This is a genomic window from Arthrobacter sp. KN11-1C, from assembly GCF_052180225.1.
Classification (GTDB): domain Bacteria; phylum Actinomycetota; class Actinomycetes; order Actinomycetales; family Micrococcaceae; genus Arthrobacter.
The window spans coordinates 4,156,119-4,179,575 of record NZ_CP197467.1 but is presented as its reverse complement, the minus strand read 5'-3'; the positions used below and the strand labels follow the sequence as shown (position 1 = coordinate 4,179,575).

The 23,457-nt window shown below is 65.1% G+C and carries 24 protein-coding genes; 4 read left to right on the top strand and 20 right to left on the bottom strand.

Features of this window, described 5'->3' with window-relative positions:
- Nucleotides 1-64: 64 nt before the first annotated feature.
- Nucleotides 65-1,648, bottom strand: coding sequence for a stealth family protein (locus ACSBOX_RS19525; protein WP_442543949.1), 1,584 nt, complete (start codon nucleotides 1,646-1,648; stop codon nucleotides 65-67).
- Between the two features lie 52 nt (nucleotides 1,649-1,700).
- The gene (locus tag ACSBOX_RS19520) at nucleotides 1,701-2,609 is read right to left on the bottom strand and encodes a hypothetical protein (RefSeq protein ID WP_442543948.1); all 909 of its coding nucleotides are present in this window, start codon (nucleotides 2,607-2,609) and stop codon (nucleotides 1,701-1,703) included.
- Between the two features lie 180 nt (nucleotides 2,610-2,789).
- On the opposite strand from ACSBOX_RS19520, the gene ACSBOX_RS19515 reads away from it, so the two are divergent.
- Nucleotides 2,790-3,089, top strand: a complete 300-nt coding sequence (locus ACSBOX_RS19515) for a type II toxin-antitoxin system VapB family antitoxin (protein ID WP_059388531.1) — start codon at nucleotides 2,790-2,792, stop codon at nucleotides 3,087-3,089.
- On the top strand, nucleotides 3,082-3,816 hold the full coding sequence (locus ACSBOX_RS19510) for a LytR C-terminal domain-containing protein (protein WP_442543947.1): 735 nt from the start codon (nucleotides 3,082-3,084) through the stop codon (nucleotides 3,814-3,816). Before ACSBOX_RS19515 ends, ACSBOX_RS19510 begins: the two co-directional genes overlap by 8 nt.
- Before the next feature lie 31 nt (nucleotides 3,817-3,847).
- Here ACSBOX_RS19510 and ACSBOX_RS19505 read toward each other — a convergent pair whose 3' ends face one another.
- The 17 genes from ACSBOX_RS19505 to ACSBOX_RS19425 form a co-directional block, all read right to left on the bottom strand.
- Nucleotides 3,848-4,489, bottom strand: a complete 642-nt coding sequence (locus tag ACSBOX_RS19505) for a TetR/AcrR family transcriptional regulator (RefSeq protein ID WP_269996042.1) — start codon at nucleotides 4,487-4,489, stop codon at nucleotides 3,848-3,850.
- 70 nt (nucleotides 4,490-4,559) lie between these two features.
- Nucleotides 4,560-5,174 carry a DUF2510 domain-containing protein gene (locus ACSBOX_RS19500; protein ID WP_442543946.1) on the bottom strand — a complete coding sequence of 205 codons (615 nt, stop codon included), beginning with the start codon at nucleotides 5,172-5,174 and terminating at the stop codon, nucleotides 4,560-4,562.
- Between the two features lie 164 nt (nucleotides 5,175-5,338).
- Complete coding sequence (locus ACSBOX_RS19495) at nucleotides 5,339-6,037, bottom strand: DsbA family oxidoreductase (RefSeq protein WP_442546072.1); 699 nt, start codon at nucleotides 6,035-6,037, stop codon at nucleotides 5,339-5,341.
- 170 nt (nucleotides 6,038-6,207) lie between these two features.
- Nucleotides 6,208-6,738: a GNAT family N-acetyltransferase gene (locus ACSBOX_RS19490; protein ID WP_442543945.1), complete on the bottom strand. Its 531-nt coding sequence runs from the start codon at nucleotides 6,736-6,738 to the stop codon at nucleotides 6,208-6,210.
- A 116-nt stretch (nucleotides 6,739-6,854) separates the two neighbouring features.
- Nucleotides 6,855-7,328: a heme-degrading domain-containing protein gene (locus ACSBOX_RS19485; protein ID WP_442543944.1), complete on the bottom strand. Its 474-nt coding sequence runs from the start codon at nucleotides 7,326-7,328 to the stop codon at nucleotides 6,855-6,857.
- Nucleotides 7,329-7,336: 8 nt separating this feature from the next.
- A complete protein-coding gene (locus ACSBOX_RS19480; RefSeq protein WP_442543943.1) occupies nucleotides 7,337-7,645 on the bottom strand; it encodes a Dabb family protein in 309 nt (102 codons plus the stop codon).
- A complete protein-coding gene (locus ACSBOX_RS19475; protein WP_442543942.1) occupies nucleotides 7,642-8,526 on the bottom strand; it encodes a TolB family protein in 885 nt (294 codons plus the stop codon). The genes ACSBOX_RS19480 and ACSBOX_RS19475 overlap by 4 nt, the downstream gene beginning before the upstream one ends.
- Nucleotides 8,523-9,401: a 3-keto-disaccharide hydrolase gene (locus tag ACSBOX_RS19470; RefSeq protein WP_442543941.1), complete on the bottom strand. Its 879-nt coding sequence runs from the start codon at nucleotides 9,399-9,401 to the stop codon at nucleotides 8,523-8,525. Before ACSBOX_RS19470 ends, ACSBOX_RS19475 begins: the two co-directional genes overlap by 4 nt.
- 3 nt (nucleotides 9,402-9,404) lie before the next feature.
- Nucleotides 9,405-10,403, bottom strand: a complete 999-nt coding sequence (locus tag ACSBOX_RS19465; protein WP_442543940.1) for a sugar phosphate isomerase/epimerase family protein — start codon at nucleotides 10,401-10,403, stop codon at nucleotides 9,405-9,407.
- Nucleotides 10,404-10,451: 48 nt separating this feature from the next.
- On the bottom strand, nucleotides 10,452-11,636 hold the full coding sequence (locus tag ACSBOX_RS19460) for a Gfo/Idh/MocA family protein (protein WP_442543939.1): 1,185 nt from the start codon (nucleotides 11,634-11,636) through the stop codon (nucleotides 10,452-10,454).
- Nucleotides 11,637-11,645: 9 nt separating this feature from the next.
- Nucleotides 11,646-12,782 (bottom strand): Gfo/Idh/MocA family protein, encoded by a 1,137-nt coding sequence (locus ACSBOX_RS19455; protein WP_442543938.1) that lies wholly within the window; start codon nucleotides 12,780-12,782, stop codon nucleotides 11,646-11,648.
- A complete protein-coding gene (locus ACSBOX_RS19450) occupies nucleotides 12,779-13,522 on the bottom strand; it encodes a sugar phosphate isomerase/epimerase family protein (protein WP_442543937.1) in 744 nt (247 codons plus the stop codon). Before ACSBOX_RS19450 ends, ACSBOX_RS19455 begins: the two co-directional genes overlap by 4 nt.
- A 39-nt stretch (nucleotides 13,523-13,561) precedes the next feature.
- Nucleotides 13,562-14,455, bottom strand: a complete 894-nt coding sequence (locus ACSBOX_RS19445) for a carbohydrate ABC transporter permease (protein WP_241710089.1) — start codon at nucleotides 14,453-14,455, stop codon at nucleotides 13,562-13,564.
- Nucleotides 14,455-15,435 carry a carbohydrate ABC transporter permease gene (locus ACSBOX_RS19440; protein ID WP_241710088.1) on the bottom strand — a complete coding sequence of 327 codons (981 nt, stop codon included), beginning with the start codon at nucleotides 15,433-15,435 and terminating at the stop codon, nucleotides 14,455-14,457. Before ACSBOX_RS19440 ends, ACSBOX_RS19445 begins: the two co-directional genes overlap by 1 nt.
- 6 nt (nucleotides 15,436-15,441) lie before the next feature.
- The gene (locus ACSBOX_RS19435) at nucleotides 15,442-16,755 is read right to left on the bottom strand and encodes an ABC transporter substrate-binding protein (protein ID WP_442543936.1); all 1,314 of its coding nucleotides are present in this window, start codon (nucleotides 16,753-16,755) and stop codon (nucleotides 15,442-15,444) included.
- Between the two features lie 132 nt (nucleotides 16,756-16,887).
- Nucleotides 16,888-17,688, bottom strand: a complete 801-nt coding sequence (locus ACSBOX_RS19430) for a hypothetical protein (RefSeq protein WP_442543935.1) — start codon at nucleotides 17,686-17,688, stop codon at nucleotides 16,888-16,890.
- Nucleotides 17,685-18,797 (bottom strand): Gfo/Idh/MocA family protein, encoded by a 1,113-nt coding sequence (locus tag ACSBOX_RS19425; protein ID WP_442543934.1) that lies wholly within the window; start codon nucleotides 18,795-18,797, stop codon nucleotides 17,685-17,687. Before ACSBOX_RS19425 ends, ACSBOX_RS19430 begins: the two co-directional genes overlap by 4 nt.
- Nucleotides 18,798-18,975: 178 nt before the next feature.
- Here ACSBOX_RS19425 and ACSBOX_RS19420 point away from each other — a divergent pair, with 178 nt between their 5' ends.
- Both ACSBOX_RS19420 and ACSBOX_RS19415 read left to right on the top strand, forming a co-directional pair.
- Complete coding sequence (locus tag ACSBOX_RS19420) at nucleotides 18,976-20,196, top strand: ROK family transcriptional regulator (protein ID WP_442543933.1); 1,221 nt, start codon at nucleotides 18,976-18,978, stop codon at nucleotides 20,194-20,196.
- Between the two features lie 136 nt (nucleotides 20,197-20,332).
- The gene (locus ACSBOX_RS19415; protein ID WP_442543932.1) at nucleotides 20,333-21,529 is read left to right on the top strand and encodes an MFS transporter; all 1,197 of its coding nucleotides are present in this window, start codon (nucleotides 20,333-20,335) and stop codon (nucleotides 21,527-21,529) included.
- A gap of 203 nt (nucleotides 21,530-21,732) precedes the next feature.
- Here the strand turns inward: ACSBOX_RS19415 and aceB are convergent, their stop codons facing one another.
- Entirely contained in the window at nucleotides 21,733-23,385 is a 1,653-nt protein-coding gene (gene aceB / locus ACSBOX_RS19410) for a malate synthase A (RefSeq protein ID WP_442543931.1), read from the bottom strand.
- Nucleotides 23,386-23,457 lie beyond the last annotated feature (72 nt).

Genomic DNA, 23,457 nt, shown 5'->3' with positions numbered 1-23,457 from the left:
CGCTCATAGGTGAGCGAGGGATGGGCCGGGAACGGTCATAGGTGAGCGAGCGTTTCGGGGGATCTTACTTCTCCCAGGGAGCTTTGACGGGGAAGTACTTCTCCATGAAGTCCGTGACGAGCCCGGCCCGTTCATCGGCAGCCACTTCGGGGAAGCTGCCATCGTTGAGGCAGAAGAAGTCCACGTTCCGTTTCGCGAGCAATGTGGGCAGATAGTGCAGCCCGGACCAGAGGGTGGTGTCCACGTACCTGACCTTGGCTGCCGTCTGCGTCACCGCCCGGCCCGTGAGCAGCGAGTAGTAGTGGTAGAACGAGTTGGTCACGGAGATGTTGTCCGCCGCACGGAACCTGCTGCCGGCCGTCTTGGTGAATTCGGCCGGAAACTCGCGCTCCATCTCTGCGATCACGCTGCGCCGAAGGGGTGCGGCGGTGTGCTCAAGGTGGCGTGTGGTGATGCGCCCGAACCGCTCCCAGAGGAGCTTCCTGTTGACGCGGGCAGCGTTCTCGAAGCCGCTGCGTTCGGCGTCGTTCTCTCCCAGCCCGATCCGGGTGGAAGCTTCGATGAACTTGGTGATTCCGCCGGGAGTGAAGAACATGTCCGGTGCTACGGGCCGGCCGAAGAACATGTCGTCATTGGAATACAGGAAGTGCTCTGAGAGGCCCTCAATGTGGTGCAGCTGGGATTCCACGGCCTGGGAGTTGTGGGTGGGCAGCACTGTGGGGTCCTTGAAGAACTCCTCGCTGCGCATGATCCTGACGCTCGGGTGCTCGGCCAGCCACTCCGGCGCGGGGGAGTCCGTCGCGATATAGATCCGGCGAATCCAGGGCGCGTACATGTGCACCGAGCGCAGGGCATATTTGAGCTCGTTGATCTGCCGGAAACGGGCCTCGTGGGCGTCTCCCTCGCCCACGACTGCGTCTTTCATCTGCTCGCGGCGGGCCGCGATATAGGCGGGGTCGTTGCCGTCCACCCATGAAAAGACGATGTCGACGTCGAAGTCGATGTCGCTCGCGTGGTCGGCGAACATGTTCTCGATGGTCGGCCAGCTCAGCCCGTGGCGTTCCACCGTGCCCCGGACGGCGTCCTGGCGCAGCATGGTTCGCCGGGTCAGGGAGTTTTCCACCGGCAACACGAGTTGTTCGCCGGCGAACTCCCACAATTCCAGTTGCACGCCCAACGACGGACCGTACGTCAGCCCGCCTCCGGGTTCCACGCGTGGACGGAAGAGCCGGAAGATCCGGGCCTTCCGGTTGCTGGACAGCTCGCCATCGGCCACCAGCAGCGTGGATTTCTTCCGCGCGTCAACCGTCATGGAGTAGAACGGCTCGTTCCGGAAAGCCGAGACCAGAGCCTGGCGCAATTTCTTCCGGAGCTTCCAGTCGACGGCGATCACGGGCCGGTGGTCGTTGCCGCGGACCAGGATGAAGTCCAGGCCGGCGGCGTCGAGTGCGGCACGGATCACGAGAAGGTCCTCGACCATCACCTCCTGCGGGGTGCGGTTCTGGTTCAGCAAGCTGTAACGGCCGCGATGGCGGACGACGTCGGCGCGGTGCTTGAGGCGCGCCTCGACAGCCGGCGATGTCGGTTCGGGAACGACCGCATCGTCGTCGGAGGCGGGGCTACCGAAGTAGATTGCTTGCTGGTCCATGTCTGTGATGGCTTTTCTCCGAAAGGTTGTGGTCCGCGTGGGCTTGGTGAACCTAGCCCACCAAGGCTTCACGCCAACTGCGCAGGAATGCGCCTCCGGCGTCGTCGTGAATGACGTCGTGGCCCAGGCCGAGGTCTGTGACTGTAAGAACATCGTAGGGCTTGTTGGGCACACCGTCCGCGGGCCGCACGTCGACGTGCTTCACGCTGTGGTCATTGTGGTGGAGCCAATCCGCCATGGCGTAGTCCGTGCGCGAATCGCCCACTGTCCGCCAGGCCCGCGGGGTGATCCCTTGGGCGGCGAGGAGCTCCACCGCTCGGCTGGCGCCGAGATCCTTGCCAAGCCGGACGGACTCTATGTCCGTGGAGATGATGGTGGGGTCCAGGCGGTAGTCCACGGCGTCGTCGGATTCAGGTGCGTGGTGATCCAGGAGCGCGGCGGAGAGCCCGTGCCTGCCCATGAGTTCCAGGGCGTCGGCGTCGAAGAGCTTCTGCTCGGCCAGGTAGTCGTCACTGGAGACGTCCAGATGCTGCTCCACCGACACCATGGCGCGCTTTGTCTCATCGAAGAACATGTGCGTCGCATAGTCCTCTGCCACCATGCGGCGGACGTCGTCGCCGTAGGCCTTCGGAACGGCAAGCTCATGGTCCACATGGATGGGCCCGGCGCCTCCCGAGGTGTAGCTGAACCACACGGCGCCCTTCTCGCAGATCGCGTGGACCACGGTTCCGGCGGGCATTCCGGCGGCGATCATGGGAGCCATGACCTGCTCGCGGATGAAAGCGTCCGAGCGGCCGGTGTTGAAAATGACGGGGATGCCTGCGGATGCCAAGCCCACAAGGTCGGCGATGATCGCCGGCTTCACATCGCGCGTCACGGGACTTGCGACAGGGCCGTCGACGTCGAGGAGCAGTGCGAGGGCGGGAGCAGCCGGGTGCGTGCCTGGCATTGAAGCAGTCATGATCCCATTCTGTCAGCCCCGCGTCTCTGTTAGTCCGTGGCGGCAGTGGTGTGACGGCCGACGGCGGCAGGCGCCACCGTTCGGCGCGCACCGTCCGCCAACGGTTACCTTTTGGCCACAACCTTCGTGGCCGACTTCTCACAAGTTCCCTTGGGCGCCTTACTTCTTTAGGCTTGCACAGTGATATTCAAAGCTGTGGGCGAGGGACGCCCGTACCCCGACCATGGTTTTTCCACGCCAAAGGACTGGGCCTCGCTGCCCCCGCGTCCGGTCCGGCTCGACGAACTTGTCACCACCAAGCGCACCCTTGACCTTGAAGCCCTATTGGCCGAGGATTCGACGTTCTTCGGCGATCTCTTCCCCCACGTGGTGCAGTACCAAGGCCTGCTGTATCTCGAAGACGGGCTCCACCGTGCAGTACGGACCGCGCTCCACCAGCGCACGGCCATCCACGCCCGGGTGCTCGTGATAGATGGTTAACGAAACAATCCCGGAAGAGCAGGTGGCCGTGCCCGAGAACGCGGATCCGGGCAAGCGCCCGAAACGTCCCGGTCGCCAGAAAGATCCGACGACCCTGCACGGGCATCGCGTTGTCACCGGTCCGGACCTCCGGGCAACTTTTGCTGAGGCTCCCGGGCCTGAGAGCCATCCGGGGTGGTTCAGCCGCCGCCTCCTGCACGGGATCGTTCTCGCGCTGCTTGTCGGAGTGGTTGTTGCCGGACTCGTGGGGGCGTGGGCAGTCATGAACGGCGTGATCCGCTTCCCCTCCGCGGTTGCAAGCCAAGCGGCGGCCGCCGTGTGTCCCGCCACGGTTTTCGACTACACGCCCAACAACAAGATCAGCGTCAATGTCTATAACGCTGCTGCCAGGCCCGGCCTGGCCAAGAACGTGGCGGACCAGTTGAAGGCCCGGGGATACAACGTTGGCACGGTGGACAACTCCACCACGAGCTACACCGGCCCCGCAGTGGTGGTTTCGGGATCCAGCGGCCAGGCGGCAGCCTTCAACATCCAGAAGAATATCGCCGGCACCGATTACGTCCAGGACCAACGCACGGATGGTTCCGTGGACCTCATCCTCGCACCGGGATTCTCGGCACTCGTGGCACCGGAGCTCGTGGACAACACTCCGGGGAAGCTCAGTTGTCCCCGACTTGAGCAGCGGATCGCGGACAACGCGAAGCTGCCGGTGATTCCGACGCCTTAGTCCGGCGGACGCAGCCAGCCCCGCGAGCGAGTTACGCCAGCCGCGCGGGCCGGCCGTCGTCGTCGAACCTTGCTCCTGCGCCCAACTGGATGAACCGCACCGTCTGGACCAGCCGCTCCTCAAGCTCGTCCAGCTCCGCGCCGTTCGCCGCATTGCCGCGTGCGGCGCTGGAGGAAAGGGTTCCGTGGATCAGCCGGGCGAGCTGGCCGACGTCGGTGGGCGGGAGGTAGCCGGCGGCGATACCGTCGCGCAGGATGTCCTGGAGCAGCAGGTTGAGTTCGCCCACGTGGTCTGCCAGTTTCGCGAAGGACGCGGGGGAGAGGACTGCCGCCATCGCAGGACCCGGTGGGAGGTGCCGTCGGCTGAGGTCTTCCACCTGGGCGCGCACGTAGAGGGCAAGGCGGTCCACCGGGTTCTGAAGTGCCGCGAGGGATTCGCGCAGGTCCCCCAGAAACCTCTCTGTCTCGTCCAGGGCGTAGGCGATGAGGAGCTGTTCCATGTCGGCGTAGTAGTTGTACACCGCGGTCCGGCCGACGCCGGCGTGGCGCGCGACATCAGTCATGGTCAAGCCGGGCAGGCCGTGGGTGAAGAGCAGTTCTCCGAAAGCCGTCAGGACCCGGCGTCGGGTTTCAGCGCGTTGCGCGGCATTGGTGGCGGCCGTAATCCTAGGCATACAGACACTTTACAGGGATCTGTCAGCAAAGTAGCTCGAGTGAAGACCCTAGCCGGGGACAGTCCAGGAACTAGTATCCGTAGACGCCGTAGAAGGACTGAGTGATCAACGAGGTGTGGACCAAGCTGATCACGATACTCAGTACAAACACGCCGATGAAGGTCCACACCGGATCCAAACCCCTGCCGGGCGCGACTTTGCGCACGATCACGGACCGGCCAATCACGTAGACAGCGGTGTTGAGGAACGCCCAGGCCCAATGAAACGGGAAGGCGACACCGGACCGGGCAAGCTTCCTCCGGTCGAAATAGGCCGCGACGATAGTCCCCGCGTATCCGAGGAAGCCCACAGCGACCACCACAAAGTACCCGGGCGTGATGATGGAGAAAGGGTCAACCGTCCTGACACCCCGGACGTAGACGAAGCGTGGAACGGGATTCCACAAGGCTGCCTGCAACACGACAATGACCAGAGGGGTCGCCACGATCAGCCAAATGAGGGTGTTGTAGACGGGGGTCTGTGGGCTGATCAAAGGACGCCACCTACCGGGAGCAACCGCGGGCTGCGACGGCGCGAGGTAGCCGGACCAGTTCGTGCCGTTCCACCAGAGCGACCTGCCCGATCCTGCAGGGTCCGGATACCAGCCCGGTCCTGGCGGAACTTGGCCTGTCGGACGCTCTGTCATGGGGCTCCTCATGTGGGTGGAAGTGATTCCTGGCGATTGAAGATCGAGCCCCGTCGGGGCTCCCTTCTATATACGCCACCCGTGCCCTGTTCGTGACGCACGCCACGAAATTTACGGGAAAGTCGCCGTCGGGGCCGGAAAGCTCGCCGGCTTGGGGGGCGACCCTAGATCGCGCAGCCGTCCGGGCCGCAGGCTTCGGCGTCGGGGCTGCCGACGGCGACCAGCGGGTTCGCTTCCTGCCACGCCTGTGTGAGGGCCTGGGTGAAGACCTCCGAGGGCTGGGCCCCGGAGAGTCCGTACTTGCGGTCGATGACGAAGAACGGCACGCCGGTGACGCCGATCATCCTGGCTTCGGCGATGTCGCCGCGGACGTCCTCCGCGTACTTGTCAGTGCTGAACAACTCGGCGATTTCGGCTTCCGGCAGGCCAAGGTCGCTGCCGAGGCTGCTCAGGTACTCCTGGCTGCCGATGTCCTTGCCGTGTTCGAAATGGCCACTCAAGAGCAGTTCCTTGGCTTCGTCCTGCTTGCCGTGGGCGGCGGCGAGGTGGATGAGGCGGTGTGCCGTGAAGCTGTTGGCCACCACGACGTCGTCGAAGCGGTAGTTGAGGCCCTCGCCTTTTGCCTGCAACGCCACGTGCTCGAACATCTGGCTGACCTGCGTGGGGTCCATGCCCTTGCGCTTGCTCAGGTAATCGAGCTCGGTGCCGTCGTAGTGTTCCGGGATGCTCGGATCCAACTGGTAGCTGCGCCACTGGATCTCGACCGAGTCGCGATGCGGGAATTCAGCCAGGGCCGTTTCGAACCGGCGCTTTCCGATGTAGCACCACGGGCAAGCGACGTCTGACCAGATCTCAATCTTCATGACTGCGACAACCGGAAGTAGACGCCGGTCATTCCCGGCCAGGCCTGTTGGACTGGTCACAACCCGGCGTTCACGACACGCAAAATGTTGTGTGACACAGAAACGGGCCGGCGCTACCCGTATCCAGGCCGCGTGAATCTGTTTGCGCGTCGCCAGCCCATTTCCGCGTCCTAGACGGCCCGCTCCATCACGAAATCGTGCTCCACGGTGTCGCCCAGGCGGAACGACTTGGTCCCGACCTTCCTGAATCCGCTCTTCTCGTAGAAGCGGATGGCCTTGGCATTCTGGCTGTTGACGCCAAGCCACACACCGGCAGCGCCCGAGCCGGCAGCGCGGTCCAAGGTGGCTTTCATGAGCTCCGCGGCAGCGCCCAGGCCGTGGTGTTCAGGATGCACATAGCACTTGCTCAGTTCCGTGGACGGGTTGAGTGTCAGGGCCGAGGCGACGTCGGTATCGCTCGTGGGGCGGCCCACGAGCATGCTGTAGCCGCGGAGTTCACCGGCGGCGTCGATGGCCAGGATGGTGATGTCCGGATCGGCAAGGTATTCCGTGAACTTCTCCGCGCTGAGCGTCCTGCGGAGGTGCGCCGCGATGTCTTCGGGCGAGGACTCCGGCGGGCAGGCAAGCGGAAAGGTGACGGCGGCAAGCTCCGCCAGCGGTCCGGCGTCGTCCGCTGTTGCTTCACGGATTGTCTGGCTCATGCGGTCCTTTCAGGCAAGCGGGCGCAGAAATGCCCCTCAAGACTGATCTTAAGGGGCATTTCCGGAAGAATGACGACGGCGGTGGCCCGCCCGAGCGTTGGGGGAGGTGTTCCCGCCTAGGCTGCGAGGTGTTGGCGGATCCCTTCGACAATGAGGTCATGATCCTCCTGCGAAGAAAGGCCTGACGCAGTGACGGCCGCGACCACCCCAACGCCGCGGACCCGCACGGGAAACGAGCCCCCTGTCACCGCATAGTCGGCGCCCAGCCACCCACTGGCCACCGGATCGATACCGGCCGAGGACAAGCGGGCTTCTACAAGTGCGCTGCTGGACTCCATCCGCAACACGAGTGCGGATTTCCGTGCGATCCACGATTCCTGGTCCGGTGTGATGCCGGGGAGCGCAGCGCGGAAAAGGATGAGTCCGGGGCGACGGATGTCGATACCGATGGCATGGCCGGCCGTCTGTGCCATGCCCGTGAGCCGCGAGCCGAGCTTCCAGGCGTCCCCGTGATCGAACGAGGTGAAAATCAGTTCCTCTTCTTGGCGTTTGAGCGTTTCCAATGTTTCAAGAGCGCTGACGTCGGCCATGGAGTCTCCTACCGTTCTTCCAGGCCGTAGGGTTCGAAATCGAACTCCTGAAAGTCGGACACTTCCTTCGTCCAGCGGGACTCCACGAATCCGACGTGGGCAAGATGGTTGTTGTAGGAGGTGAAGGCCTCAACGCCGTCGAACGTCATTTCAAACTGAAAGGCAAGCGGGCTCTTCGGTGAAATCTGGCGGGACACCCGGAAGTCCTGCACCACTGGGATTGCGGTCAACGTTTCGACCGCTGCGTCCAGGAATTCGCGTTCCCCGGAGGAACCGGGCTCGTGGATGAGGGAGAAAGCGACCGTGTGGCGGATCATGGTGTTCCAATCGAAGTGCTGACGGGGTAGGCAACATAAGCGAACCGCTCGGAGTCGGGCGACCAGCTGTTGACGTTGAGAGTTCCCTGCCCGCCGAAGAGGGGCCAGGTGTGGATTGGCGTCGGCCAGTCGCTCGTGGAAACAACGACGACGTCGACCGGCAAGTCCGCGGGGTGGCCTGCAGTGCCGCCGGGGAAGCGGATGTAGCTGGCCAGGCGCCCGTCGGGTGAGAGGTGCGGGAACCAGTCGACGGTGCCGCTCTCAAGCAGGCGCTCCGGCATGCCGCCGCTGGTCCGGGCCCGGGCGAGTTGGGCGTGGCCCGGACGGTCCGTGAAGGCTTCGGTATTGAAGTGCAGCCATTCGCCGTCGGGCGAGTACTCGGGACCGTCGCAATGGCCAGGGCCGGTGTCTAAGAGCGAGGAAGGACCGCCGGCCGCAGGCATCGTGATGAGCCGGCCCGGTTGGGTGAAGTCCCCGGCTTCTATCCCCACGTAGGCGAGCGTCTGTCCGTCGGGGCTGACGCCGTGGAGGAAATGGAACCACCCGTCGTCGGCTGTTAGGCGCGCCGCCTCTCCGCCGCCGAGGTCCGCGCGGTAGATATGGCCGTCATTCGCCGAGAGGAAGATGGTGGAGCCGTCGGGCGCGAGGACGTGGTCGTTATTGAGGTCCGGGATGCCGGTGATGGCTACTTTCTCGAGTCCTCCGGAAAGATCCAGCCGCCAAAGGGCGCCGTCACCGTTGAGGATGAGGGCCTGGCCATCGAGCGTCCAGTTCGGTGCTTCCAGCAGCAGTTCTTCCGTGACAAAAACGCGCTCGGAAGCGCCGGTGGCAGAGGCGATCCACACTTCGCAACGCTGGCTATGTTGGAGGGTCCGTATCACTGCGAGCCCCCGCCTGGACCGGCCGGGAGTTCCTTGATCCGGATGTTCCGCCACCGGCATTGCGCCCCGACACCCCATCGGGCTTCGCCGAACATTTCGTCGTTGTCGTGGACTTCGAGCGCAATGTGTCCGCGGTCGCCCAGCACCCCGTAAACCGCGTCGGCGTCGTAGTCGGGGGATTGCAAAGTGGCGGTATCGAGTTCTGCGATCTTGAGGCCATTGATCCACGTGGTGATGACCGGCATGGCGCCCACGCAGCGAATGCGCAGTTCGTTCCAGTCATCCCAGCGCCACACGTCGAGGAAGTCATCGACGTCGGCGGCGTAGCTGAGGCGGGACCGCTTCTCTTGCGTGATTGGTTCCATGGAGGTGGCCGGGTCGTCTGCTTTGAGGCCGATTGGGCGGCCGGCGTCGTCGAGGGCGACGTCGATCGCGAACGGAACCGCCGAAAAACTTGCCAGCCCGTTGCCGAAGAAGCCGCCGATCCCGCCGGACGGGCGGTGGTCCACGAGGACTTGGAAGCCTTCCCAGCTGTCCCGTTGGCGCCGGATCATCACCCCGGTATCGGCCGGCCAATCGGGACGCATCTCAAGGACGAGCTCGAAGTCCCCGAACGCCTGATCGCTGACAAGGTAGCCGCCGTAGCCGCTCCCGGGAGCGTCCTGCTCGCCGATCAGGACGCCGTCTTCAACCTTCCAGCGGGCGGGATGCTTCTCCGGCTCCACGGGGCGCTCAAGTCCCAGGCGATTGAAATGCTCAAGGACGCTCGGCCCACCGGGATACACCGAACCGTAGACGCGGGGCGCGGCACGCCAACCGGCCAGGCTGACGCCGTCGAACAGCGGGACGAACCCGTCGTTGCTCACGTCGGACATCCCTTAATCCTGGCTGAACGCGGCGTCGAAGCTGGTTTGGGACGGCGGGAAGTCGAACTTCTTGAGGGCGGCGAGGGCTTCGGGGGCGCCGTGGAGGCGGTCCATGCCGGCGTCCTCCCATTCGATGCTGATGGGTCCGGTGTAGCCGATGGCGGTGAGCGCCCGGAAGGAGGATTCCCAGGGCACGTCGCCGCGTCCGGCGGAGACGAAGTCCCAGCCGCGGCGGGGGTCGCCCCAGGGCAGGTGGGAACCCATGACGGTGTTGCGGCCGGTGGGGCGCAGCTTGGTGTCCTTGCAGTCCACGTGGTAGATCCGGTCCTTGAAGTCCCAGATGAAGGAGACGGGGTCGATGCCTTGCCACATGAAGTGGGAGGGGTCCCAGTTCAGCCCGAACGCTTCGCGGTGCCCGATGGCTTCCAGGGTCCGGACGGTGGTCCAGTAGTCGTAGGCGATTTCGGAAGGGTGGACTTCGTGGGCGAAGCGGACGCCGCATTCGTCGAAGACGTCCAGGATGGGGTTCCAGCGGTCGGCGAAGTCCTGGTAGCCGGCCTCGATGACTTTCTCGGGGACGGGCGGGAACATGGCGACGTATTGCCAGATGGAGGAGCCGGTGAACCCGACGACGGTGTCCACACCGAGCGCGCGGGCCAGCCGTGCGGTGTGTTTCATTTCCTCGGCGGCACGTTGGCGGACGCCTTCGGGATCGCCGTCGCCCCAGACCTTGGCCCCGACGATTGCCTGGTGGCGGAAGTCGATCGGGTCATCGCACACGGCCTGGCCCTTGAGGTGGTTGGAGATGGCCCAGACCTTGAGGTTGTACTTTTCCAGGATGGCGAGCTTGGACTCGACGTAGCCGGGTTCGTCCCAACGCCAGGCATCCAGATGGTCGCCGGACACGGCGATTTCCAGGCCGTCATAGCCCCAGCCGGAGGCGAGCTTGGCGACTTCCTCGAAGGGCAGGTCGGCCCACTGGCCGGTGAACAGGGTATACGGGCGGGGCATTGGTTCTCCTTGGGAAAAGTTTCGGGGCGTGCTTCAGGGCAAGGGCTGTTAGTGGCCGGAGACCTGGATGATGGCGGACTTGGCGTCGGCGGATTCTTCGATGGCGGCCAGGACCTGCTGCACGGCGAGCCCGTCTTCGAACGAGGGCGACGGAGGGGTCCCGGAGTCGATGGCCGCGAGGAAATCGCGGATCTCGTGGGTGAAGGTGTGCTCCCAGCCGATCACGTGGCCCTGCGGCCACCAGGCGGCCATGTAGGGGTGTTCGGATTCGTTGACCAGGATCCGGCGGAAGCCTTGCTCCCGGACAGGCACCGTCGCGTCGAGGAAGCCGAGTTCATTGATGGATTCCAGGTCGAACAGGAGCGAGCCCTTGTCGCCGTAGATTTCCATCGTGAGCGAGTTCTTCTTGCCCGTGGCCATGCGGGAGACTTCCACCGAGGCGACTGCCCCGGAGGCGAGGGTCAGCGTAGCCCAGGCGGCGTCGTCGACCGTTACTTGTTCCGGACCGTTCGCCCCGGGGCGGCTGTCCACGAAGGTGTGGAGCCGGCCGGAGACTTCCGTGACGGTGTCCCCGAGGAGGAAAAGGACCTGGTCGATGGCGTGGGAGGCGATGTCGCCGAGTGCCCCGGATCCCGCGGTTTCCTTGTTGAGGCGCCAGGTCATGGGGGAGTCGGCGTCCACGAGCCAGTCCTGCAGGTAGGCGGCGCGGACGTGCCGGACTGTGCCCAGCCGGCCTTCAGCAATGAGTTCGCGGGCCAGGGCGAGGGCCGGCACGCGCCGGTAGTTGAAGCCGATCATGGACTGGATGCCGCGCGCACGGGCGGCACGCGCGGCTTCCGTCATGGCTTCGGCCTCGGCGAGGGTGTTCGCGAGGGGCTTCTCCACGAGCACGTGCTTGCCCGCTTCCAGCGCCGCGGTGGCGATTTCGGCGTGCATCCAACCCGGAGCGCAGATGTCCACGATGTGGATGTCGTCGCGTTCCAGGACCGAGCGCCAGTCCGTGGCGGACTCGCTCCACCCGTACTTCGCCGCGGCCTCGGCAACCTGTTCCGGGTCCCGGCCCACGAGCACTTTCTGCTCGAAGGCCGGAACGTCGAAGAAACTGGCCACGTTCCGCCACGCGTTGGAATGGGCTTTGCCCATGAACGCGTAGCCGATCGCGGCAACACCCAGGGGTGTCTTGCCCGGTTCGCCGTTGTGAGGATTGGTGGGGGTAGGGGCGGAGCTAGTCATGAGTGATTCCTAGAGGGTGGCGGCCATCGGGTCCCAGTCCTCGGGGAGGGCCTGGGAGGTCACGGCGGAGCTGTCGACGCCTACGAAGGTGCCGGTTTCGGCGGACTCGGAAATGGAAACCAGGGTATCGACCACGTGGTACGCGAGGGCTCCCTGGGCGCGGTGGGGAACACCGGCGCGCAGGGAACGGGCCATGTCCAGCACGCCCATCCCGCGGCCGTTGGCCGGTCCCGTGGCGGGAATGACTTCAGCTTCCGCGGCCCCGGCGCGCCAGAGCTTGAGGTCGCCGTCGAAGTTGTTCGGATCCGGCAGTTCCAGGGTGCCCTCGGTGCCGGTGATCTCCACGAAGCCCATCCGCAGGCGGGGGGACTCGAAGCTGAACACACTGTGCGAGGAAGTACCGCCCTCGAACTGGAGCATCGCGCTGACGTGCGTTGGGACCTCGACGGCGAATTCCTCGCCCGCCTTGGGCCCGGAACCGACCACGCGGACTTCTTTGGCCTTGGACCCGACGGCGGCGACCTTGCGGACCGAACCAAAGGTCTGGACCAGCGCGGTGACGTAGTACGGGCCCATGTCGAAGAGCGGGCCTGCGCCATGGGCGAAGAGAAATGACGGGTTCGGGTGCCAGGACTCCGGACCAGGGGTCTGGAACATGGTCAGGGCAGTCAGCGGGGTGCCGATGTCGCCGCGTTCGATGATCCGGCGGGCCGTCTGCAGCCCGGCGCCCAGGAAGGTGTCCGGTGCGCAGCCGAGGCGGATGCCTGCGGCGTCGGCGGTCTTCAACAGGGCCAAACCGGATTCGCGGTCCAGGGAGAACGGCTTCTCGGTCCAGACGTGCTTGCCGTTATTCACGGCTGCCGTGGCCACCTCGACGTGCGCCGCGGGGATGGTCAGGTTGACGACGATCTCGACGTCGGGATGGTTCAGTGCCGCGTCCACGCCGCCCCACTCGGGGATGCCGTACTCCTTGGCGCGCGCTTCCGCGGCTTCCTCGAAGAGGTCCGCGATGACGTGGACCTTCAGGTCCGGGAAGACGGTCAGGTTGTCCAGGTAGGCCTTGCTGATGTTGCCGGCGCCGATGACGGCGACGCCTACGGGTCCCCGGCGGGTGGACGGTGTGGTCTGGTGCGTTGCGGTGCTCATGCGTTCACATCCTGTGCTGCGTGGAGGAAGGCGAGGCTCTGGGCAATGCCTTCGAAGATGTCTCCGGAGTAGTCGTCGAACTCGACGACGCCGACTTCGAGGGACTTGGCGGCAGCAACGACGTCGAGCACCGGGATGGTGCCCTGGCCCGCCGGCAACTGGGCTTTCGTGTCGGTGGTGCCGGGGCCGTCCTTGATGTGGATGAACTTCACGCGGTCACCGAGGCGGGCGAGCAGTTCCACCGGGTTCTGGCCACCGACGGCAGCCCAGTAGGTGTCGACTTCCAGGACGAGTTCCGGGTCAAGGAGGCCTTCGAAGTACTCCAGGGCCGTCTGGCCCTCGATGATGGACTCAAGTTCCCAAGCGTGGTTGTGGTACCCGACGCGGACGCCGTATTCGGCCCCCTTCTTTGCTGCGGCGTTGAGCTTTGCCGCGGTGGCCTGGATGTCCTCGGCGTTCTGCCAGTGCTCGGCAGGCAAGTACGGGTCAATGACCGTGGCAATGCCCAGTTCCTTCGCAGCGGCGAAGATCTCATCCTGGTCCTGGCTCAGCAGCGGCGCGTGTCCGGACGGGGCGCTCAGCCCGTTCTCCTTCAAGGCAGCGCCCAGCTCCTTTGCGGTTGCCACGAAATTGTAGGGTTCAACCTGCGTGTAACCGATCTCGGCAACCTTCTTGATGGTGCCCGGCAGGTCTTCCTGGATGGCATTGCGCAAGGTGTACAGCTGGATGGAGTAAGACATGGTTTTCCTTTGCGTTGTCAGTTGCGTGAAAGGTTCGAATTAGCGGCCGGCGAGGGATCCGCCGATGCCGCCGACGCTGAAGTACTTGTTCAGGGTGGCGAAAACGATGATGGGCGGGAGCATCATGACGACGGCGAGGGCCATGACGCCGGACCAGTCGGTGAGGTTTTGCTGGAAGAAGGACTGCACGCCGACCGGGAGGGTGAAGATCTCGTTGGAGCGCAGGAACACGATCGCGACGAGGTAGTCGTTCCAGGCCAGGAGGAAGGCGAAGATGGCTGTGGACAGGATACCGGGCAGGGAATTGCGCAGCACCACCTTCGTGAACGATCCGAACACCGAGCAGCCGTCGATCCAGGAGGCTTCCTCGAGGCTGACCGGGATGGAATCGAAGTAGGCGGCCATCATCCAGGTGGCCACCGTCATGGTGGAGCCGACGTAGATGATGATCAGGCCGAGCAGGTTGTCCACGAGTCCCATGCCTGCGAACAGGATGAACAGCGGCACCACGGAGGTGATGATCGGCAGGGACTGCATGACGAACAGCAGCAGGGAGTAACCCGAGACGGCCTTGGAGCGGCCGCGGGAGAGGACATAGCCGGCGGGGGCCGCGACGGCGACCGAGACGACCACGGTGGAAAGCGTGGTGATGAGGCTGTTTGTCAGCCAGGTGCCTGCGAGGGTCTTGGAGAAGACGCCGGTGATGTTTTCCAGGGTCAGGCCGGTGGCGGTGCTGTTCGGGCCCGGCGTGAGTGCGAGGATCACAGTGACCATGATCGGGACGAGGACGATCGCGGTGATGGCCAGGATCAGGACGAACCGCCACCAGCGTCCGCGCAAGCCGGCTTCGGAGAGAGTGCGGCGGGTTTTCTGGGGTCCCGCGACGCCGAGCGCGGGTCCGGATTCGGGGTGGGCGTGCAGTACTGCGCTCATTATTCGACGCTCGACTTTCGGATCTGGCGGTACAGGAAGACCGACACGACGACGAGGGTGAGGGTCATGAGGAAGGCGATGGCGACGCCGGGACCGGTCTGGAAGTCCTGGAAGACGCTGCGGTAGGCCAGGACCACGAGGGAGGTGGTGGCGTCGACGGGGCCGCCGCCGGTGAGGAGGTAGATGGTGGGGAAGTCGTTCACGCAGAAGATCGTCATCAGGATCCAGCTGATGTACGTGGAGCGGGCGATCATCGGCAGGGTGATCTGGGTGAACTGCTGCCACTTGCTGGCGCCGTCCATGCTCGCGGCTTCGTAGACGGTGGTGTCCACGGAGGCCAGCGCGGCGGAGATCATCATCATCATGAAGGGGAAGCTGACCCAGACCTTGAAGACCATGACCATGACCGCGGCGAGGTGCGGGTCGGCCAGGAACAGCGGCGTGCCGAGTCCGAGGTTGCGGAAGATGGACGGGATGAGGCTGTCCGGGGTGGCAACGAGCCAGTTCCAGGCGGTCGACGACACCACGATCGGCACCACCCACGGCAGGAGGAGCAGGACCTTGAAGGTGCCGCCCGCCGGGATCTTGGTGCGAAGGAGCAGGGCCAGGCCGAGGCCCACCAGCCAGGAGCCGAACACGCCGACGATGGTGAACCACAGGGTGAACTGCGCGGCCTTCCAGAAGGCAGGCGAGGACAGGACGGTGGCGAAGTTGTCGACGCCGACGAAGTTGCCGGTGTCGATCAGGGAGCCGTCGTGCGTTGCCTGAACGCCCGCGTAGATCAGCGGGTAGCCGTTGATCAAGACGAGCAGGACGATGGAGGGCAGCAAGAGCCAGAAGAAGGTCCGTTTGGTCTGGCCCGACAGTTTGCTCTTGCGGTTCAGGCCGCCGTTGTGGGTACGGGACCCGCCCCCGGGCCCGCCGGGTGCGAGGCCCCGGCGGGCCCGGGCCAGGCCCGATTGTGCTGTGGTCGATGACATGGCGTTTTACTTCTTGAGGACTGACTGGAGACCGCTCTGGAAGGCTGTCAGCGCCGTCTTGGCGTCCGTCTTGCCCGTGAGGATGGTCTGGGTGAACTGGTTGAGTGCCTGGCCGCCGTCGAGGACAGCGAGGTTGGCGTTGAGGGAGGTTCCCTGGGCGGCGAAGGTCTTCGCGATGGGCTGGTATTCCTTGACGATCTTGACGTTGTTGGGATCGCTGGCAAACTCGGGGAGTTCGGTGATGGACTTGAAGACCGGGAGTGCATTCATGAGCTTCTGCTGCCAGAGGGTCTTGAGCTGGCCCATGTAGTAAGTCAGGAAGGCTTCCGAGGCTTCCTGGGAAGGCGTGTTCTTGTACATCATGATGTTGTTCGGGAACACCAGAGCGGCCTTGTCACCGTGTGGACCGGCCATCGGGCTCGCCACCACGAGGTCTCCGGAGGTGTCGCCCACGCGCTGCGGGACGCCCAGCACATACATGCCGAAGGCCGCCTTCTTGTTCTTCCACTGCGCGTCGAGGTTGTCCGTGGTGTAGCTGACAGCTGCAGGGTCGATGACCCCGTTGGAGACCAGTTCGAGCAAGAACTCGATGGCTTCGACGTTGCGGTCGTTCATGACGTCCAGCTGGCCGTCCTTGGTGAAGACGCCACCGCCGTTGTTGATCATCATCATGATCATCAAGTGGTTGCCGATGTTGTTGCCGGCGCCGGAGCCTGTAGCGAACCCAACGGCCCCGATGCCCTTGAGCTTCTTTCCTGCCTCGAGCAGGCTGGGCCAGTCGGTCGGAACGGCTACGCCGGCCTGGTCGAAGAGGGACTTGCGGTACCACAGGGGGCGCATGTCCAGTTGCCACGGAACAGCGACGTAGCCCTTGTCGGACTTGAACGGTTCCAGCACGCCGGGCAGGAAGTCGTCGAACTGGCCGTTCTTCTTGAGCGCGTCGACAACTTTGTCCGCGTAGGCGATCTGGCCCTGCTGGTCGAACTGGAACGCCTGGAAGCCACCACCGGTGGACACCGCGGGTCCGGTCTTGGACGCGATGGCCGAGGAGAACGTCTGGTAGAAGTTGTTCCACTGGATGATCTGGTAGCTGGCCTTGCTGCTGTTGGCTCCCGAGAATCCGTCGGTGATCTTCTTCGCGGCATCGTTATAGGCCGTGGTGGCCCACGGCATGTCCCAGAACTTGATCGCACCACCTGCGGAGCTCGAGCTGGAACCGCCGCCGCAAGCCGCGAGCAGGGGGACAGCGGCTGCTGCCGCAGTGAGGCCGAGGAATCCCCTGCGGGAGAAATTGCGTTTGGCTTCGGACTGAACATTCATGATGGTTCCTTTCGGGACCGCTGCGTGGTCTGCGCGTTTGGTGCGGTCCGGCTCGTCGTCGAGAAGGCTAATGATTGCTTTGGTGCTCTGTTGTGCTCGATTGCGCTGGTTGCGTGTAGGAGAAGTGCAGGTTCAGGTCAGGTGCGCGATGGATTCCGTCAACCGCGCAAAGCCGGCCAGATCGGAAGGGAGAGTGCCGGCGTCGAGGTGTTCCTTGAGCCGGCGCCAGGTGGTGCGGTGGGCGGATTCGTACAGCGTGGGCAGGAGGATTTCCCCTTGGGGCCCGGTAGCGCGGACTTCGGCCGGCCAGGCGGCAAGCGGTTCCGGGACCGCAATGCTGACACCGCCGTCGTCGGTATAGAGGCGGAAGTCGACGCCGGCGGGCCGGGAGTTGCTCAGCACCCCCTGGAGCGAAACCGGAGCACCGTTGGCGAGCCGCCCGGAAACCGTGTAGCCGTGCGGGCCGCGGCGCAGGACGCGAAGCGCTTCCAGTTGTCCGGTGACGCGTACGACGGTGGCGAGATGCTCGGTGAGCAGCCGTTCCGGATCCGTGCCTGCCGCCGCCGTCGCGACCGTGTCCAGCATCGCGGCGCGGCCGGCGACCGTGCGGACGGCGTCTTCGGCTGCGGCGAGCCCGGGGTTGGAGGCCCAGCGTTGGTCCAGTACAACCGCGACGCCGGCGGCTTCAGCGGCGTCGAGCAGGGCCGCTGTGTTTTCCGGGACCGGGTTGACGACGACGATGCCCGACGCTCCGCCGTCGATCGCCTTGATGGCCTCCGTAGTCCAGCCGGGGGCGCCGTCGAGGGCGGAGATCCGTGCGGCCTCCCCGGCGGCCACGGGGCCGAAGCTCGCAGGAAGCGAGGCGACCGCGAGTCCTACCGCGCCGCTCTCTTCGGCCCGCGGGGTGGCGGCGACCGTGTACTGGGTGCTCATGAGTGGGCTCCTGCATGGCTGTTCGCGTGTTCCGCGGCCGCGACGTTCACTGTGGCGTCGGCAATCGCTATCGCGAAGGTGAGGTCATTGATGAGGGTCTCAGCGGACGGCGGTTGCTTTGTTCCGAGTGCCAGTTGGGCGAGTTCGCGCCATTCGCCCTCGTAGCCGTTGTGCTCGAACGGTCCGTAGGTGGTGCTTGTGGTGCCGCGGGTGATGGTTGCGACGGCGGAACCCGCCTGCACGTAAGAAGGAGTGAAGTCCACGCGAAGCGCTGCGTCGTCCGAGATCGCTTCGAAGGCCCATTCCGGCTTCCAGGTCGCGTTCATGGCTGCCCTGAGTTCGATGATCCGGTCACCTGCGCCCTGTTTTCCGCAACGCAAGGAGATCACGTAGCCGAAGGGGCGGACGTGGCGTGCCTGCAGGATTTCGAGGTCTTCGAAATCCGGGGTGAAGCGGCGGACGAGGGGAAGATCGTGGATGGCGAGGCCCATGATGCCGCCGCGGAGGGCGTTCTTGATGACCTCGACGTCGCTGTAGTCCGGTGTGCCGCCTGCGGGCCGCGTGATGATTTCGGTGGCGAAGTCTTCGAAGCGGGCATTGGGCGGAAGGACGATGGAAGAGCGGATGGTGTGGACGTTCTCGGGAAGATCGCCCCAGTTGGCTTCGGCTGCGAGCCAGCCTGGATCGAAGGTGTGCATGGCGCCCACGATGATCGGCACGCCCGTTTCCGCGCTGACCGCCGAAATCCGGGCCGCTTCCTCGCCGCTCATGGCGAAGGGCTTTTCGCAGAGGACGGCCTTCTTTCCGGCACGGCACGCTGCGATGACTTGGTCCGCGTGGAATTGGTGGGGGCTGCAGATGGCCACGATGTCGACGTCGGGATCGCCCAGGAGCGCGTCCATGCTGGTGCTGTGGTTGGCGCCGACGCGGGCTGCGACCGATTCGGCGACCGCGGCGTCGACGTCCATGATGTGGCGGACTTCCAGAATGTTCCGGAGCCGGGCCAGGGAGGGAAGGTGGATTGCTTGGGTGACCGGGCCGGCGCCAAGGATGCCGACGCCGAGGGGCTTCGGCGATCCTAACGGTGTTGCCTGTGAGTGGCTGGACAAGATCAGTTACCTCTTCGTAAACGGAGTCTCTGGAGTTTCAGCGTGGCTTCGTGGGCTACGTGACCCTTCTCACAAACAAACTACGATGACTTTTGTCGATGAGCAAGCAAAAGTTGAAAAACATTCGACAATCTTTTTGCTGCGTGACACCCATAAGCAATCGTGCTATCACTGATGCATGACCTCAGCACCCGGAAAAGACCCCGGCAAGGACGGCCCCGTACAGGACGCAGGGAGCCTTTCGCGTGCAGGAGATCTGTTTCAGCTTCTTCGCGACGGCCAGGCACGAACCCGGGCCGAACTCGCCATCACTACAGGGCTCGCCCGTTCCACCGTCGCCTCGCGCATCGACGCCCTGATGAACTCCGGACTCGTGGGCCCCGCCGGTGAGGCGAGTTCCAGTGGCGGCAGGCCGCCGTCGCGCTTTGCCTTCAACCCTGCGGCCCGTGTTGTCCTGGCGGTCGACGTCGGAGCGACGCACGTGATCGTCGCCGTCACCGATCTCGGTGGAACCGTTTTGGCCGAGCGACGCCTCGCGCAGGAAGTCGCCGATGGCCCCGAGGTGGTGCTCGGCAGGGTGGTGGCTGCAGGGCGGGAGCTCCTCACCGAGGCAGACCGCAACCTTGAAGACCTTGCCGGAATCGGCATCGGGCTGCCCGGACCGGTGGAACACGACAGCGGCAGGCCGATCAAACCACCGATCATGCCCGGCTGGGACGGCTTCGACGTGGTCCGGTACATGCAGCGCTCGCTGCCGGTCCCGGTCCTCGTGGACAACGACGTCAACATCATGGCCCTGGGCGAGCGCACGGCGTACTGGCCGGACCACGACAATTTGCTCTTCATCAAGATCGCCACGGGCATCGGCGCAGGCATCATCAGCAGCGGCGAGCTGCAGCGCGGCGCCAACGGCACGGCCGGGGACCTCGGCCACGTCCGGGTTCCCCGCGGCGACGACGTCCTCTGCCGTTGCGGGAACTACGGCTGCCTTGAAGCGCTCGCCTCGGGACCCGCCGTCGCCCGCCAGCTCCACGCCCAAGGACTCGCGGCCAGCAACGGCGGCGATGTGCTGCATCTCGTGGCCGACGGAAACCTCCAGGCGATCCAGGCACTCCGGCAGGCCGGACGCGACGTCGGCGATGTCCTGGCCACAGTGGTAAATCTGCTCAACCCCTCCATGATCGTCATAGGCGGCAGCGTGGGGGAGGCCGGCGAGCACCTCGTTGCCGGCATCCGCGAAGTTGTCTACCGGCGCTCCCTTCCCTTGGCTACTTCGCATCTGCGCATCGGCATCTCGATGGCGGGCGACCAGGCCGCGATCCTCGGTGCGAGCCAAATGGTCACCCAGCACGTCTTGTCTCCGGCCGTGATTGAAGCCACGCTCCAAGCAACGGGCTGAGGAGCTTATTCTCCCGCGCGAACTGGCAGCAAATGACCCCAAAATTCGCGGGAAGGGTCATCTGCTGCCAGTTCGCGCGGAGAGCCGTGATAGCAATGAAGGTGATGCCTACTTCCCCCGCTTTGCAGTGCGCCCCATGACCGGCCAATTCCTCGCCAAGGTCCCTCGAGGCTGGCTGATCCTTGCCTGCATCGGCCTCATCGCCCTCAACATGCGAGGACCGTTCGTCGCGGTGGCGCCGGTGGTGGATTCCCTGAAACGGGATCTTGGATTCTCGCCAGTGGAACTCGGGCTGCTGACGGGCATTCCCGTGCTCTGCTTCTCGCTCGCAGCGCCCCTGGCCTCAATGGCCGGACGCAGGCTCGGCGCCGAATTCGCCGTGATGCTGACGCTCGTGGGCGTGCTGGCCGGCGTCGTGATCCGCTCCAGCGGCGGCGGCGTTCCGATCATGGTGGGTACCGTCCTTATCGGCCTCGCCATCACCATCGGCAACATCGCCGTGCCACTCATCATCCGCCGGGACTTCGCGCCGCGGCGCCAGGCAACAGCGATGGGTGTCTACACGGCGGCCCTCAACATCGGGTCCTTCCTGACCTCGGTGGCCACCGCACCGCTCGCGGAACTTGTGGGTTGGCGGCTTGCCCTCGCGGCGAGTGCCCTCCTGGCCCTGGTGGCCATCGTGTTTTGGATCCCCACGGTGGGTGCCCGCCGCGCGTTCGTTCCGGCTGCGGTGCCGGCCGCCTCGGGCTCACGAGCCGAAAGGGCCTCCGGCGTTGGCTGGCTGACCGTTGGCCTGACGCTCGGCTTCGCCGGCCAGGCATTCTCGTACTACGGCGTGACCGCGTGGCTTCCGAGCTTCCTAGCCGACGAGCTGGGCATGGGCACCGCCCAAGCCGGCGCGGGATCGTCGCTCTTCCAGATTTTCGCGATCGTCGGTGGCCTCGGCGTGCCTCTGCTCGCCCGTTTCACCAGTACGACGGCGGTGGCGGCCACCTTGGGTGCCTTGTGGCTCACGGTCCCCCTTGGCTTGTTGCTGGCCCCGGCCTGGTGGTGGCTGTGGTCCTCGCTCGGGGGAGTCGCCCAGGGTGGCGGCATCACGGTGATCTTCATCGCCATCATCAGGTTCGCCCGCGACCAAGCCTCGGCAGGCAAGATGTCCGCCGTCGTGCAGGGGGTCGGTTACTGCTTCGCGGCCCTGGCTCCCACCATCATCGGCTACGTCCACGGCATCTCCGGCAGCTGGACCGTTCCGCTCCTGGTAATCCTCGGCTCGGTCGCCGCGTTCTGCGTCTGCACCACCCTCTCGGTGCGCTGGGTGGCCCGGCAGCGTTAGGTGCGCTTTGTGCGCTAGGCGAGTCCCGCCGTCGTACACCCAACTAGCTCGCAGTTGTTGTCGTTTTGGAGCCTCATAACGACAACAACTGCGAGTCAGTTGGGTGGCGAGGGGGTCCGTCGCTGGGCTGCCTCCCCGACCATCGGGGTCACTTGTTGCGAAGAGTGCAGGCAGCCCAGCGGACGGGGGCTCTATCTTTGGGCTCAGGCCGCTACGAGTTCTTCCTTGGTGGCTTCCTCGCGGGCTTCAGTGAGGTAGCGGGCGTAGGCCGGGATTGTCAGGAAGGTGGGGAACTCCTCGGCGAGGGTGACTTCCTCGAAGATGCTGCGGGCATCGTTGAAGCGGTCGTCGTCGAAGCGTTCCAGGCGCGCGAACTCTTCGTCGAGGAGGTCGTTGATCCACTCGCGGGTGATAACTTCACCGGTGTCGGTGATCGCGTGGGAGTAGATCCACTGCCACAGCTGCGAACGCGAGATCTCCGCCGTCGCCGCGTCTTCCATGAGGTTGTGGATGGCCACGGCGCCGTTGCCGCGCAGCCAGGACTCGATGTAGCGGATGCCCACTTCGATGTTGTTCCGGATGCCGGTTTCGCTGATGGTGCCCTCGGTGGAGGCGACGTCGATCAGGGCGCGGTCGTCGGGGGTGACGTCCTCGCGTGAGCGGTCCAGTTGGTTCGGACGGTCCCCGAGTACGCCGTCGAACACTTCGCGGCAGACCGGAACCAGGTCCGGGTGGGCTACCCAGGAGCCGTCGAAGCCGTCGCCGGCTTCGCGGGTCTTGTCCGCGCGGACCTTCTCGAACGCTGCCGTGTTGGCGGCCTCGTCCTTGCGGTTGGGAACGGCTGCGGCCATGCCGCCGATCGCCATGGCGCCGCGGCGGTGGCAGGCCCGGACCAGCTGCTCGGTGTAGGAGCGCATGAACGGCTGGGTCATCGACACCTGGGCGCGGTCCGGCAACACGAAGCGCGGGCCCCGGGTGCGGAAGTTCTTGATGACGGAGAAGATGTAGTCCCAGCGGCCGGCGTTCAGGCCCGAGGCGTGATCGCGCAGTTCGTACAGGATCTCCTCCATTTCGAAGGCCGCGGTGATGGTCTCGATCAGGACGGTGGCGCGGATGGTGCCCTGCGGGATGCCGAGCAGGTCCTGGGCCAGGATGAAGATGTCGTTCCAGAGCCGGGCCTCGAGGTGGTTCTCGATCTTGGGCAGGTAGAAGTACGGGCCCTTGCCCTGGGCGAGCAGGCGGCGGGCGTTGTGGAAGAAGAACAGGCCGAAGTCGACCACGCCGCCGGCAACGGGCTTCCCGTCGATGAGCATGTGCTTCTCCGGCAGGTGCCAGCCGCGCGGCCGGACCACGATGGTGGGCAGTTCCTCGGCGGCACGGAGCTTGTACTCTTTGCCCTCCGGTGAGGTGAAGTCGATGCGGCGTTCCAGGGCGTCGGTGAGGTTCAGCTGGCCCTGGATGACGTTCCGCCAGGTGGGGGTGGAGGAGTCTTCCATGTCTGCCAGCCACACCTTGGCGCCGGAGTTCAGCGCGTTGATGGTCATTTTCCGGTCAACGGGTCCGGTGATTTCCACGCGACGGTCCTCCAGGCCCGGAGCAGGGGGAGCGACGCGCCAGTTCGGATCGTTGCGGATCTCGGCCGTCTCCGGGAGGAACCGCGGATCTTGTCCGCTCGCGATCTGGCCGCGGCGGGCGTGCCGGGCCTGCATCAGCTCCTGGCGGCGCTCCGCCGTCGCGCGGTGCAGGGCTGCCACGAACGCGAGGGCATCCGGAGTAAGAACCTCGTTCTGCCGATGAATGGGCTGGGCGGTCAGCGTGATGCCGTTGATCGTGTAGTTGTCGGTGAAGCTGTTCATGGGAATTCTCCTCTTGAGGATCCCAACTGACTCGCAGTAGGTGTCGTTTTGGGGGCTCAAAACGACACCTAC

Bases quoted from the DNA above. Each gene is read 5' to 3' on its own strand.
- ACSBOX_RS19430 (WP_442543935.1), bottom strand. From the start codon at position 17,688: ATGAGCACCCAGTACACGGTCGCCGCCACCCCGCGGGCCGAAGAGAGC.
- ACSBOX_RS19505 (WP_269996042.1), bottom strand. From the start codon at position 4,489: ATGCCTAGGATTACGGCCGCCACCAATGCCGCGCAACGCGCTGAAACC.
- ACSBOX_RS19510 (WP_442543947.1), top strand. From the start codon at position 3,082: ATGGTTAACGAAACAATCCCGGAAGAGCAGGTGGCCGTGCCCGAGAAC.
- ACSBOX_RS19525 (WP_442543949.1), bottom strand. From the start codon at position 1,648: ATGGACCAGCAAGCAATCTACTTCGGTAGCCCCGCCTCCGACGACGAT.
- ACSBOX_RS19435 (WP_442543936.1), bottom strand. From the start codon at position 16,755: ATGAATGTTCAGTCCGAAGCCAAACGCAATTTCTCCCGCAGGGGATTC.
- ACSBOX_RS19460 (WP_442543939.1), bottom strand. From the start codon at position 11,636: ATGACTAGCTCCGCCCCTACCCCCACCAATCCTCACAACGGCGAACCG.
- ACSBOX_RS19520 (WP_442543948.1), bottom strand. From the start codon at position 2,609: ATGACTGCTTCAATGCCAGGCACGCACCCGGCTGCTCCCGCCCTCGCA.
- ACSBOX_RS19480 (WP_442543943.1), bottom strand. From the start codon at position 7,645: ATGATCCGCCACACGGTCGCTTTCTCCCTCATCCACGAGCCCGGTTCC.
- ACSBOX_RS19445 (WP_241710089.1), bottom strand. From the start codon at position 14,455: ATGAGCGCAGTACTGCACGCCCACCCCGAATCCGGACCCGCGCTCGGC.
- ACSBOX_RS19415 (WP_442543932.1), top strand. From the start codon at position 20,333: ATGACCGGCCAATTCCTCGCCAAGGTCCCTCGAGGCTGGCTGATCCTT.
- ACSBOX_RS19490 (WP_442543945.1), bottom strand. From the start codon at position 6,738: ATGAGCCAGACAATCCGTGAAGCAACAGCGGACGACGCCGGACCGCTG.
- ACSBOX_RS19485 (WP_442543944.1), bottom strand. From the start codon at position 7,328: ATGGCCGACGTCAGCGCTCTTGAAACATTGGAAACGCTCAAACGCCAA.
- ACSBOX_RS19455 (WP_442543938.1), bottom strand. From the start codon at position 12,782: ATGAGCACCGCAACGCACCAGACCACACCGTCCACCCGCCGGGGACCC.
- ACSBOX_RS19495 (WP_442546072.1), bottom strand. From the start codon at position 6,037: ATGAAGATTGAGATCTGGTCAGACGTCGCTTGCCCGTGGTGCTACATC.
- ACSBOX_RS19470 (WP_442543941.1), bottom strand. From the start codon at position 9,401: ATGTCCGACGTGAGCAACGACGGGTTCGTCCCGCTGTTCGACGGCGTC.
- ACSBOX_RS19420 (WP_442543933.1), top strand. From the start codon at position 18,976: ATGACCTCAGCACCCGGAAAAGACCCCGGCAAGGACGGCCCCGTACAG.
- ACSBOX_RS19440 (WP_241710088.1), bottom strand. From the start codon at position 15,435: ATGTCATCGACCACAGCACAATCGGGCCTGGCCCGGGCCCGCCGGGGC.
- ACSBOX_RS19450 (WP_442543937.1), bottom strand. From the start codon at position 13,522: ATGTCTTACTCCATCCAGCTGTACACCTTGCGCAATGCCATCCAGGAA.
- ACSBOX_RS19500 (WP_442543946.1), bottom strand. From the start codon at position 5,174: ATGACAGAGCGTCCGACAGGCCAAGTTCCGCCAGGACCGGGCTGGTAT.
- ACSBOX_RS19465 (WP_442543940.1), bottom strand. From the start codon at position 10,403: ATGCCCCGCCCGTATACCCTGTTCACCGGCCAGTGGGCCGACCTGCCC.
- aceB (WP_442543931.1), bottom strand. From the start codon at position 23,385: ATGAACAGCTTCACCGACAACTACACGATCAACGGCATCACGCTGACC.